The 13,959-nt window shown below is 41.7% G+C and carries 5 protein-coding genes; all 5 read left to right on the plus strand.

The annotated features are described in order from the left end of the window. Positions 1–66 precede the first annotated feature (66 nt). Positions 67–3,225 (plus strand): TonB-dependent receptor, encoded by a 3,159-nt coding sequence (locus tag QZ135_RS09070; RefSeq protein ID WP_294608185.1) that lies wholly within the window; start codon positions 67–69, stop codon positions 3,223–3,225. 13 nt (positions 3,226–3,238) lie between these two features. Next, complete coding sequence (locus QZ135_RS09075; protein ID WP_294608131.1) at positions 3,239–5,041, plus strand: RagB/SusD family nutrient uptake outer membrane protein; 1,803 nt, start codon at positions 3,239–3,241, stop codon at positions 5,039–5,041. Positions 5,042–5,072: 31 nt separating this feature from the next. After that, positions 5,073–7,829, plus strand: a complete 2,757-nt coding sequence (locus QZ135_RS09080) for a SusC/RagA family TonB-linked outer membrane protein (RefSeq protein WP_294608132.1) — start codon at positions 5,073–5,075, stop codon at positions 7,827–7,829. A gap of 13 nt (positions 7,830–7,842) precedes the next feature. Then, the gene (locus QZ135_RS09085) at positions 7,843–9,555 is read left to right on the plus strand and encodes a RagB/SusD family nutrient uptake outer membrane protein (RefSeq protein ID WP_294608135.1); all 1,713 of its coding nucleotides are present in this window, start codon (positions 7,843–7,845) and stop codon (positions 9,553–9,555) included. A 183-nt stretch (positions 9,556–9,738) separates the two neighbouring features. Then, positions 9,739–13,944: an alpha-L-fucosidase gene (locus QZ135_RS09090; RefSeq protein ID WP_294608138.1), complete on the plus strand. Its 4,206-nt coding sequence runs from the start codon at positions 9,739–9,741 to the stop codon at positions 13,942–13,944. Positions 13,945–13,959: the final 15 nt, after the last annotated feature.

A 13,959-nucleotide genomic window follows, 5' to 3' on the forward strand; every position in this document is an offset into this window, starting at 1 on the left:
ACAATAAACTAATACTAACCCGTACCTATGTTTACGACCGTAGGGTACATAATCTAATTATTTATGATGCAAAAAGTGATTCTTAAATGGGTCTGGTTATTGATTTTACTCAGTATCGGGCTTGTGGGACATGCTCAGGTTACTACAGTACGAGGTACTGTATACGATGAAAGTGGTATAGAAGTAATTGGAGCAAATGTGAAATTGAAAGACTCTTCTACAGGAGTTATTACAGATCTTGATGGAGTGTTCAAATTGGATGTGCCTGATTCGGGCAAAGCTGTCTTGATTATTTCTTTTATTGGCTATCAGACACAGGAAATTGCTTTGAAAGGTAGAAAAGAAGTGAAAGTGACGCTGGTTGAGATTGCGAATGAATTGAGTGAAGTAACAGTGGTTGCTTATGGCGTACAAAAGAAAGAAACGTTAACGGGTGCCATTTCATCCGTGAAAAATGAAGCTTTGCTACGTTCACCTAATGCAAGTGTTGCAAATGCGTTGGCCGGGCAGATTACCGGTTTATCTTCTGTGACGACGAGTGGACAACCTGGTGCGGAAGATCCCACTATTTACGTCCGTGGGGTTGGTTCTTTGACAGAAGGTGGTTCACAACCTTTAGTTCTGGTAGATGGAGTGGAACGTTCTTTTTTTCAGATGGACCCTAATGAGATAGAAAGTATTAGTGTACTGAAAGATGCTTCGGCTACCGCTGTATTTGGCGTACGTGGTGCCAACGGGGTTGTTCTTGTCACTACCAAACGAGGTGTAGAGGGAAAAGCTAAAATATCTCTTTCTTCTTCTTTTGGTTTGACGCAACCTACACGTTTACTGGAAATGGCAGATAGCTATACGTACGCTTTGTGTCATAATGAAATGAAAGATAACGATGGAAAGGCACATTCATTTGATGATTATGTTTTAGAAAGATTTCGTTTGAATGATGAGCCTATAATGTATCCCAATATGAACTGGAGAGATTATTTACTCAAAAAAACATCTATCCAGACGCAACATAATCTGAACATATCCGGGGGTACCGAAAAGGTGCGTTATTTTATTTCATTGGGGTTCTTATATCAAAATGGATTATTCCGCCAATTTGAGGACCTGGATTATAAAAGCAATTATACCTATAGCCGATATAATTACCTTTCCAATTTAGATTTGAATCTGACGAAATCCACCGTTTTAAAATTAGGTCTTGGTGGAATTGTTGGCTTGACACACGAACCCAAAGGAGCCGGTTTTGGTAATGGGTCACAGCCATTCTGTAGTCCGGGAATAATTGATGGAAAATTAGTGGTAATGAATCCTCAAAAGTATGAAGGGGTTTTGATGAATAACAATGTATTAAAAGGTTTTTATGATTTAGGTTATAAGAATAAGACTGCAAATACAATGAACATGGATTTGTCTTTAGTTCAAAAACTTGATGTGATAACTAAAGGGCTTTCTGTTGAAATAAAAGGAGCTTATAACACATCTTATTCTTACTCAAAAAACAGAACACGGTCTCAGACAATCAGATACGAGCCTCACTATCAATCGGAGTTGGAGGGATATCAACCTGAAGCAGACCATCCTTTGACTGATGATCCCAATTATAATAAAAATGTAGTTTATAGAGTATTGAACGACTATGCGACTCCATTTTTGACATTTGACGAAGAAACAACACGAGGACGTAATTGGTATCTTGAAGCAAGCCTACGCTATAATCGTAAGTTCGGTAATCACAATGTAGGTGGACTGTTATTGTACAATCAAAGCAAGAAATATTATCCGGCACAATACTCAGATGTTCCGGCCGCCTATGTAGGGCTTGTAGGGCGCTTAACCTATGACTATAAATCCCGTTATATGGCTGAATTTAATTTCGGGTATAATGGTTCCGAAAACTTTGCTCCTGACAAACGCTTTGGTGCTTTTCCGGCAGGTTCTATCGGTTATATTATTTCAGAGGAGCCGTTCATGAAGAAACAAAAAGTGGTCGATTACTTAAAGTTGCGTGCCTCTATCGGCTTGGTCGGAAATGATAATATGAGTAATAACCGTTTTCTTTACTTGTCAGATGCCTATTTAGTGGATCAACAAGGCAATCAAACGGCATGGAAGGGATACCCTCATGGATATAATTTTGGTTATAATTCGTCTTATTGGACACCGGCGGCACTTGAAAGGCGTCTTGGGAACCGGAATGTTACATGGGAGACCGCTTTGAAGCAAAATTATGGTATTGATGTTCATTTCCTGAAGAGTCGTCTGAAGATAACAGCTGATGTTTTCTTTGAAGACCGTAAAGATATTCTGATAAGTAGAGGTACCATCCCTATGATCTCCAGCTTGACATCAAGTATTTTACCGGTAGTGAATATGGGACGGGTAAAAAATCATGGATATGAGATAGAGGTGAAGTGGGAGGATATGATTCAGGATGTACGCTATTGGGCAGACGCGAATGTGTCTTATTCAAAGAATAAAATTATAGAGCAGGATGAAGTGGAACCCAATGAACCCTATCTATGGCGTACTGGAAAATCGGTTGGTGCTATATTCGGTTATGTGGCAGAAGGTTTTTATTCGGAGGCGGATTTTAAAGAAGATGGAAAGCTGATAGATGGATTGCCTGATCCCAAGGTGCCTGTATATCCGGGTGATGTGAAATATAAAGACTTAAATGGCGATTATGTGATTGATACGGATGACCAATGTGAAATTGGATATCCTACCCGACCGGCTTATACATTTGGCTTGAATTATGGTCTGAATTATAAGGGATGGTTTCTTACCATGAATTGGTTGGGCGTTACAGACCGTTCATTAGTATTGGCTAATGAGTTCAGAACTGCTTTTGGTAATGGTGGCGGGCAATCGCTGGGATTGTTCTCATATCATGTAGATGAGCGTTGGACACCCGAAACGGCTGAAACAGCAACTATGCCTCGATTGTCAGAAAACAGCGGAGCGCACAATGCAAAGCAATCCAGTTTATGGGTTAAGGATGGATCTTATTTGAGATTGAAATCAGTGACGGTAGGATATGAGTTTACAGATAAGAAATTATTAAAAAAGATCGGAATCAGTAAATTGGGAATTAAATTGTCGGGATACAATTTATTGACTTTTGATAAATTTGGAATTATGGACCCGGAATGTAAACCTAATAATCAAGATACATATCCCATCACTAAGACTTATAATTTAGGCGTTAATATTACTTTCTAATAAATGAATAGCCATGAAACTAAAAAATAAATATATAGGATTTCTTCCTGCCTGTTTCCTGTTTATACTGGTGGGGTGTGAAGATTTGAAATTTGGTAATGCTTTTCTTGAAAAGCCCGTCAGTACAGATGTAACTATTGATACCGTCTTTTCTCAAAGAAAATATGCGGAACAAGCTTTGGCCGAAGTGTATCATTCATTGCCGGATTATTTGCCTACGGATGGAAAATTGTCGTGGGGCACTTTGGAAACGATAACAGATTTGGGCGAAAATACTAAAGCTGCCGGTGCGCAAGGTTATTATACCGGTACGCTTACCGCAGTGGATACCGGACAATTTCCTTATCGTTTAGATCCTACCGGTAGCGAAGAAGCGGGAGCTTGCTCACCTATGTATGGAATTCGTAAGGCATGGATTTTTCTGGAGAATGTAGATAAAGTCCCTGATATGTCTACTGAGGAAAAAGAAGTTCGTAAAGCGGAGGCAGCTTTGATTATAGCATTTCATTATGCACAGATGTTACGGCATTATGGCGGAATGCCATGGATTGACCATGCTTATAAACCGGATGATGACATGACATGCACCCGAATGACAGTGAAGGAAACGGTTGCTAAAATTGATTCGATAGCAGATGCCACTTCCAAAGTGCTGCCGTGGAATGTGGACGATGCGGATGAAGGACGCATGACTGCTGCCGCCGCGTTGGCTCTTAAGTCAAGAGTCCGTTTGTTTGCTGCAAGTCCGCTGTTTAACTCTGAAACTCCTTTCAGGGCAGGAGAGGCTTCTGATAAATTGTTTACCTGGTATGGTGACTATGACGTATCGCGTTGGAGAGATGCTTTAGATGCTGGTTTAGCTTTCCTGGAAGCCAATCAGGCTAATGGGGATTACTATCGTTTAGTTAATACAGGTAATCCGAGAGATGATTTTGCAGCGGCATATTTTAACCGTTGTAATAGAGAGTGCATTATTGTTTCTCATCGTTTCGTTACGTATGACGCTAACAGTAAGTCTTTTCAGCAGATAAAGTTTGGGACAAGCGGTGTTACCGGAAACTATGCAGATATGTTTGAAATGGCTGATGGAACTCCATTTAGCTGGGATAACCCGATACATAAAGCTAATCCTTTTTTTGATGATAACGGTAATCCGGTGCGTGATATCCGCATGTATGAAACTCTGATTGTAAATGGTGATAAATGGGGAGCACGTACTGCTGAGATATGGTTGGGTGGTCGCGAGTCGTGTGAAGGCTCTAAAGTATCCTCCTTTCAGAAAAATGCATATAATGGTTATGGTATGCGCAAATTCCAACGTGATTTAGGTGCTGAGATGAGGAAGAAATTCTATTCTTGTCCCTTATTGCGTCTGCCTGAAATTTATTTGAATATAGCTGAGGCTATGAATGAATTAGGGCTCGCTACCAACCGGGACAAATTCGGAAGAAATGCTTATGATTATGTGAACCTGGTACGTAATCGTGTAGAAATGCCGGGATTGGATGAAAGTATCATAACTCCGGGGGAAAAGCTGCGTGAGGCTATCTTACATGAGCGTGCCGTTGAATTTGGATTTGAAGAAGTGCGATATTTTGATATTAATCGTTGGAAAAGAGATGATTATCTAAAGGCAAAACTTCATAGGCTAAGAATCACCAAGGAAAACGATAAGCTTTCGTATGAGGTGAGGTATGATATGTTGCATAAGCGTGTATATATAGAGCGCTGGGATAACCGTTATTTTCTGATTCCTATTCCTCAAGGGGAAATAAATAAGAAGTATGGACTCGTGCAGAATCCGGGGTGGGAATAAGAACAAATCTAATTAGAAACATTGAAAACTTATGAATAGGAAAAATGTATATATAGTCGGAATAGCGTTATTATATTCTATTTCGGCAATGGCTGATGGAGATATCAAGACAAAAAAGATTAATGAACGTCAGACCTCGGCTGTTTCTACGGTGACATCGGAAGAGTTGGAAAAGAATTCCACTCCTAATCCTTATAATACATTATATGGTTTATTGCCGGGATTGAGTGTACTGCAACAGACGGGCTGGACTGATAATGCGAAACTGATAGTACGTGGCAGGGGTTCACTGAACGGGGCGGAGCCATTGATTATAGTCGATGGATTTCCCCGTCCGTTAGAGTACCTGAATGTGGCGGAAATAGAGTCTGTTTCCGTATTGAAAGACGGTGCAGCTACGGCTGTATGGGGGCCGCGTGGAGCAAATGGTGTGATTGTTGTTACCACAAAGCGTGGAAAAGAAGCTAAAATGAGCATTGATGTCAACTATCGATTTGGTATGGGGCTTCCTATAAATCAGCCCAAGTTTGTAGATGCCTATACTTACGCCCAAGCTAAGAATGAAGCGCTGTTGCTGGATGGATTACAGCCGCAGTATACAAATGCCCATTTAGAGGCTTTTAGAAATGGGAGTAACCGTGATCTTTATGCTGATACGGATTGGCTGAATGAGGGGCTAAGAAATCAGTCCTACAATAATCAGGCGGACTTCACATTTCAGGGGGGAGGTAAGCGCCTCAGGTATTTCACCATGTTGAGTTATAAAAACGATTATGGTATACTGAATTCTGCTTATACCGATTATTCTGACCGTTATAATGCGCAGATGAAAAAGTATAGTCTGAACTTCCGGATGAATTTGGATGTGGAACTCACTTCTACGACAATGGCTAAGCTGACCATGCTGGGAATGCTGTATGAGCGGAAACGTCCGAATACGACAGAAGATAAGATTTTCACAGGTTTATATAAGACCCCTTCCGCCGCTTTTCCTGTCAGGACAAGTCATGGTTACTGGGGGAGTAATACTGTGTATAATGATAATCCGATTGCGCGTATTGCCGATGTCGGATATTATAAGGAAAATCAGCGTATGTTGCAGGCTGATTTGCGGATTATACAGAATTTGTCGGCAATAACGAAAGGCTTGAGTGCGGAGATGGCCGTATCTTATGATAATAGTGCCACTTACCAAGAAACCGGAAGCAAGAACTTTCTGTACGAGATTAATTCTTCGGTATTGAATCCGGAAACTGGCGAATATCAGGTGAACACGGAGCGTTTCGGCGATGATAAGGCTTTGACTGTTGATAATAAAGATTTGGCCGACCAGTATATACGTGCTAATCTGGAAGCTAAAGTTGCTTATGACCGTACTTTCGGGAAACATACTTTTACGGCATCAGGACTGTATCGCCAGGAATCGCTGACTCCTACAGGTAAGGCGCAATCACGTTATCGCCAGTATATAACAGCCGCTGCCGGTTATAGCTATGATAATCGTTACTTATTGGATGTGGTAGTAAATCATAGTGGAACCAGTGTATTGCCTAAAGGAGACCGTTTCCGTACTTATCCGGCGGTTTCGGCGGGTTGGGTTCTTTCAAACGAATCATTTATGGAGTCTGTGTCTTTCGTCGATTTACTGAAACTTCGTGCATCGTGGGGGCGTTCCGGTTATGATGGCTTTGATTATTATCTGGACCGTCAATATTGGGTCAGTGGTTCCGGTTTTGTGTCGAATGATGCAGGAGGCACGCTAAGTGGTTTGAAAGAGGGACGGCTGGCTATTTCTGATATGTCATGCGAGATTTCCGATAAATATAACGTAGGATTGGACGCGCGTCTGTTCAAGAACTTGACTTTTACTGCTGATTACTTTATGGACCGTAGAAGGAATATTCTGGTTGACGGTGCCAATATGGTATCTTCGGCATTGGGCATAGAAGTTGCTAAAACTTTTATGGGCGCTGTTGACACCAAAGGATTTGAACTGGCCCTGAACTGGAATGGGGCAAAGAAAGATTTCAGCTATCATGCAGGAGCTAACTTATCTTATGCCAAAACAAAAATAGTGGAAAACGGGGAAGGATATAAACCTTATTCTTATTTATCCGCTAAGGGGTATCCTGTCGGCCAGATATTTGGCTTGGAGGCTATCGGATACTTTCGTGATGCAGAGGATATAGCAAAAAGTCCCACACAAACGTTCTCGGATGTGCGCCCCGGTGACATCAAGTATAAAGATCAAAACAACGATCAGAAGATAGATGACAATGACCGGGTTGCTATCGGGCATTCTTCTACGATTCCCAAATTATATTATGGCATTAATTTAGGCTTCGAATATAAAGGTTTTGGAGTGGATATGTTGTTTCAGGGCGTTGGCGGATACAGCAAAATGCTGAATGTGGCGAATGTATATTGGCCTCTGCGCAACAATACAAACATTTCCACCTGGTATATGGACGATAATATACGTTGGACGGAAGAAACGAAAGATATAGCCAATCTTCCCCGTCTGACAACTCTGAATACGAGTAATAACTTTCAGAACAGTACCCAGTGGCTGGTCAATGGTTCATACCTGAAGCTGCGCAATCTGAATGTATATTATAACTTGCCTCAACAGTGGATAAAGAAGGCGAAGATGGAAGCCTGTCAGGTATTTGTGCGTGCTAACAATGTGTTTTCATTGGATCACGTGAAATATTCGAATTGTGAGGACCTGAGTGTTAACTATCCGGATATGCTTTCTGTCTATTTCGGTTTTAATGTAAAATTCTAAAAAGTATATGACTATGTTTAAGAGATATATTGCTTTTATATGTATATCACTTTCGCTGTCCGCCTGTGATTTCTTAGATTTGGAAGAAGCTACGGACATAACGAAGGAAGGAGCTTATACGTATGATTTTAATAATGTGAATAAATTGGTGGCTTACGTTTATTCGTTCTTGCCACAGGATTTTGGAGTAATGGGAGGTGGTGCTTTGCGCGAAGCGGCAACGGACAATGCTGTGTTCACATGGAGCAATAGTAAGATTTACGATATCTATGACAATGCATGGGGACCACTTAATACTATAGATGATGTGTGGGGTAATTCCTATACAGCCATCCGGTCTGCCAATTCATTTCTGGAAAACTACTCCTTGGAGAAGTTGGAATACTTTAAATGGAATGAAGATTATGAAGAAAACCTGAGACGTGCCAAACGCTATGTATATGAGGTACGTGCACTTCGTTCTTTTTACTTTTTTGAATTATGTAAGAGGTATGGGGATATTCCCCTCCTGACTCGTACTTATACGATTGAGGAAATCAACTCGGTTGAGAAGACGAAATTTGCAGATGTGATTGACTTTATTGTCAAGGAATGTGATGACGTTGCTCCCGGGCTTCCCATTACACAGGACGCTCCTGGAACCACTGTTCCCGAATCCGAATGGAATGACTATGGACTGGGTGAAACCGGTCGTGTAACTCGTGGCATGGTAATGGCTTTGAAATCACGTGCTCTTTTGTATGCGGCAAGTAAATTACATAATCCTGAAGGGGACAAAGGGAAATGGGAGAAAGCTGCCACTGCTGCCTATGCCATTATCAAGGAGAATTGGTATTCATTGCCGAATATAGACGATGACCCCTTATATGATGCCAGAGGCGGGCATGACGTACTTAAGTCCAAGCAGCTTATATTCGTGAAACGCAATGGAAACACCAGTTCTTTTGAAGGCTACAATCTGCCTATTGGCTTTGAAGGGGGAAACAGTGGAAACACTCCGACACAGAATTTGGTGGATGCATTTGAAATGGCGGATGGGACAGCTTTTGATTGGAACAATCCGGAGCATGTTCAGAATATGTACGTCAATGGGGAAGGGAAAAATACCCGTGATCCTCGTTTATATACCACCGTATTATACAATGGTGCTGTTTTCATGAAGAATGCGATAGAAACTTTTGTAGGTGGAAAGAATGCCTATCCTATAGAAGGCGCTTCCTTGACCGGATATTACCTACGAAAGTATATGAATGAGACAGTGTCGTTGTCGCCTGCTAAACCGATTTCACAACCCCATCACTTTGTTATATTCCGCTATGCTGAAATATTGCTTAATTATGCCGAGGCCATGAATGAGTGGCAAGGTCCGGACTATACAGACGGCACACATCCGATATCGGCACGTGAAGCTCTCAACCAAGTACGTTTTGCGGCTAATATGCCGCCCGTGACAGAGCAAGGAGAGGCCTTTGCACAGCGCATTCGCGGTGAGCGTCGCATAGAACTGGCGTTTGAGGATCATCGTTTTTGGGATATCCGCCGGTGGAAAATAGGAGAGGTGGTTAAAGATATTTATGGAGTAACCATACAGAAGGTAGCCGATGGATTCTTGTATACGAAGAGTAAAGTACAAGAGCGCAAATGGGAGGATAAGATGTATCTATATCCCATATCTCAGGAAGAGGTATTTAAAAATTCTAACTTGAAACAAAATACAGGATGGTAGAAAGAGCGGATAACATGTAGTTTTTATTAGATCCAGACCGGATTTACTGTGTCTGGATCTAATTATTTTTTTAGAAAGTTGCCATGCCATTGCTTACATATTACCGAATAAAAATGTAAATTGCAGAAAGTATATGGTAGTACCTGTTTTGAGATTGAATCTTATTATAATTTTATAGATAAAATGATGAGGAAGTATTATAAATTATTTCTTGTATATGCGTTGGGTTATCTGATGCCACTTCAGCTTTCAGCCGGGGAAATTTGGAGAAAAGTGGTTTATGTTTTGTTATTCGGCTGGGTTGCTATATCGGCTCAGGCACAGAGTAATGCTTCACGTATGGATTGGTGGCGTGAGGCTCGTTTCGGAATGTTTATCCATTTGGGATTATATTCTGCAGCTGCCGGAGAATGGAATGAAAAAGAGGTGGAAGGAATTGGTGAGTGGATACAGAATTTTGCAAAGGTACCCAATAGTGAATATGAAAAGTTGCTGTCGGATTTTACTTTGAGTAAATGCAAGCCTGAAACCTGGGTGCAGATAGCAAAGCAAGCCGGTGCAAAATACATTGTTTTTACGGCTAAGCATCACGAAGGTTTTTGCCTTTATCCGAGCGATGTGACTGATTTTGATATTGAGAATACACCTTACAAAGGTGATCCGCTGAAAGAATTGATAGAAGCCTGTCGTAAATATGGTCTGAAAGTAGGAATCTATTATTCACATCGTCAGGATTGGAGGGAGGAAGATGCTGCCGTGATGAAAAACGAGTATGACGGGCATTATGGAAAAGAGAAGGCAGAGGTAAAGCCGGATTTGAACCGGTATATCCAAAATAAAGCCTTGCCACAGGTGCGTGAGTTGCTTACAAATTATGGAAAGATTGATTTACTGTGGTATGATACTCCTTTTGATCTATCGAAAGAGCAGAGTCAGCTTTTTGTCGATGTAGTCAGAGAACTGCAACCGGATTGTTTAATCAATGGTCGTGTGGGGTATAATCTGGGTGATTACGGGGCTTTGGGTGATAATGAGATGCCCTGTGCCTATGCTCCAACGGATTTGGAAATGGTGGCTACGCTGAATCACACTTGGGGATATAAAAAGAATGGTAATGCCTGGAAAGGAAAGAAAGAAATCCTTTGTTCGCTAATTGAAGCCGTGAACCGGAATATCAATTACATGATTAATATAGGACCGCGTGCAGATGGAGTAGTTCCTCAGCCGAGCGTTGATGTGTTGAGTTTTGTAGGAAACTGGTTAAGGGCAAATTCGGAGGCTATTTATGGTGCAACCGGAAATCCGTTCAATGATAACTTTCCATGGGGATATGTCACCCGAAAGGGGAATAATCTGTATCTGCATTTGGTTCGCCAACCACAAAATAATCAGATTGTGCTGAAGGGACTACGGTCCGTTATTTCATCGGCAGAAGTATTGTCATCTGGTCAGAAACTGGTGGTAAGCGATAATAAGATATCTGTTCCTGAAGGACTGGATTATGAGTATGTACCGGTATTTAAACTTACTTGCCGGACTCCTTTTAATATAAGTACCTTGAATTTTTCAAATGAAGGAATGATAAGTATGCCTGCCGCATCCGGACGGAAAGTGCCCGGGAAGAAGGGCTGTTTTAGAATAGCTGAAGGAGGAAATACGGAAAATTTCAATCCTCAAACGGGAAAGCTACTGTTGGAATGTGTAGTCGATGAACCCGGAGAATATGACGTGAGGCTATATACCAGCAGACATTGGAGGCGGTCGTTCACGGAAGGTACCAAAGTCTCTTTGAAGGTAGGGGATGAAAAACAATTCAAAGCCTGTTTGCTGAACAAAGATGAGGAACTGGTAAACGTCAGGCAGAATTCTTATCCTGAGACGTGGAGCTATATTGGAACGGTGGCTTTTGAAAAGATAGGAAATAAGATTTTGGAGCTTTCAATAGATACAATCGGTACATATAGCCGACTTGGATTTTTCGGTGAGGATATTCAGAATGAAAGTGAGAATAATGTTCGCGTCATGCGGATAGAACTGATAAAGAGAAATCGGGAAGATTGCAATCGTAAATTGAATGATCTGCAAGGTTTACGCAAATCAAATCCATTGTCATTACCGCAGGCCACTTCCGAAGAATTGAAAGATGCGCGGAAGTTGATAGAGCGATATCAGTTGAAGCGCATGCAGGACGGACAGGTGGCAGGACTGCCATTGTCCAATGAAGAAAAGCTTACTTTGGCACAGGCTCAGGGATTAAGTACGGCAACCCGTGCTTTAGCTTATGCCGCGTTAGAAAAATGTCCCGGTGCAGAAGATGAGTTTACTCTGTTTATAGATTATTTGATTGCACAGAAAGCCATTGAGCGTATTGTTTTTCGCTATAGCAATTATCAGGCTGTCCGTAAAATACCTGCCGACTTCCTGAGTGCTTTATCGGCCTGTGACGACATTCGGAAATCGCAATTGATTGAGGGAGTAAAAAGCTTGGTGGAGTTTGATCAGGTGTATCTTTCTTCTTCCTGTTTAGCTCCCAGGATAAACTCGGATTATATTTATAATGTACTTCCCCATCTGCTTGTTTGTACATTGTATAATCCGGATAACCGTCAGGCATTAATTGATTTGGAAGCTTTCTCCCATTTCCTTTCTGCCTGCACCCAGTATGTTCCCGGAGGGAATGACTGGTTGAAACCTGATGGCACTGGCTTTCATCACCGGACACATTATAATGGATATATGTATTCCTATAAAACCTTGGTTGAGTATGCATCCCGGCTGAAAGGTACTTCTTTCCGGATAGATAGCGGTGCTTATCAACGTATCCGGAAAGCAATAATCTCGTTCTATCTGATGGCTACCCGTTCTGTATCAGATGATAACCATTACTATGCTAATAGCCTGGCAGGACGTCATCCGTTTACGGGAATTGGGCTCAGTTTTACGCAACAGCTTTTTGAACAACTCATAGAAATAGGTGGAGATATAAAGGGGGAAGCTGTCGACCTGGATTTGGCTTCCTATTATAATTACTTCTTTATGACAAAGAAGTATGCGAATGCTCCCGATCTGAATTTAGAAGGCTTTTACCAGTTTAATTATAGTCCGTTAGGTATTTACCGATTTGATAATTGGGTAGCTGCCATGCGTTGCCCGACAACGAATTTCTGGGGTGCTGAAATATATGCAGAAACCAATCGTTTTGGCAGGTATCAAAGTCATGGGACGCTGGAGGTTTTGTATGACGGACCCTTGGAACGTTCCGGGTACCCGGTCAAAGGGCATGAGGGATGGGATTGGAATGTAATACCGGGAAGTACTACTGTGCATTATACATCCTGGAAGGAAATGATGCCGGGTGGCAATGAAACGGATCGTTTTGATCAGAAGGCTCTGACTACAAACTTTTCCGGAGCCCTTTCATGGGGAAACTGTGGTTTGTTTGCTGCTGCATTCGACCAAGGAGATAATTGGGGGAAGCGCCGTTTTGAACCTACCAACCTGAGATTCTGCAAATCCGTTTTTGCTATTGATGGTATGTTGATTAGTCTGGGCAGTGATATTTCTGCTGTCGGCGATTACTCCGATGACCGTTTAACGGCAACCAATCTTTTTCAGGTAGTAGGCGAAAGAGGAGACTGTCCGTTGATAATCAATGGAAAAGAGGTTAAACGAGATAGAGTGGAATCTTTGAATTTGAAGAAGAAAGATGCATGGTTGGTTGCTCCTAATACTACAGGCTACTACATCCCTGCCGGTAATGACCCGCTGATAGTAGAATCTGTAGAGCAAAATGTTCCTGCGTCATCAGGGCTCCGGGATGGTTTGAAGAGTATGAAGGCTGTCAAAGCTTATATCAATCACGGAATTAAGCCTAAAGGTAAGGAATACTGTTTTGTGGTTGTCCCTAATACTACATCGCAAAAGATGGCCATGTTAGTGAAGCAATTACAAAAGAAAGAAGGATTGTTTGAGGTATTGTCGACGCAGGATTCTATCCATGTATTGAAACACCGTTCTTCCGGCACTATCGCTTATTCTTTATTTGCTCCGGCTTCACATTTGTCTTACGGATGTTTGCGTTTTTCTGATACAGAACTGTTGTTTATGGAAAGGATGGACAAGAAAGAAAATATGCTCGACATTGCTTTATGTAATCCTAATCTCCGGCCTCAACCATCTGAAGTGTATGGATGGATAGCTACCCCTACCTATGCATCATTTGTCTTGAACGGAGCATGGGCGCTAGCTGACGGGGAGTGCTCGGGGAAAGTCCTTCTAATTGAATCAAAGTCTGCCGTTACCACAATCAAGGCGGTACTTTCTGAGGGGGAACCGCTTTACCTAAAATTGAAAAGGAAGGCATCAAATGGTGCTTCTTCTGTAAAATAAAAGAGTCTCATAGAT

Source organism: uncultured Bacteroides sp. (assembly GCF_905207245.1).
GTDB lineage: Bacteria > Bacteroidota > Bacteroidia > Bacteroidales > Bacteroidaceae > Bacteroides.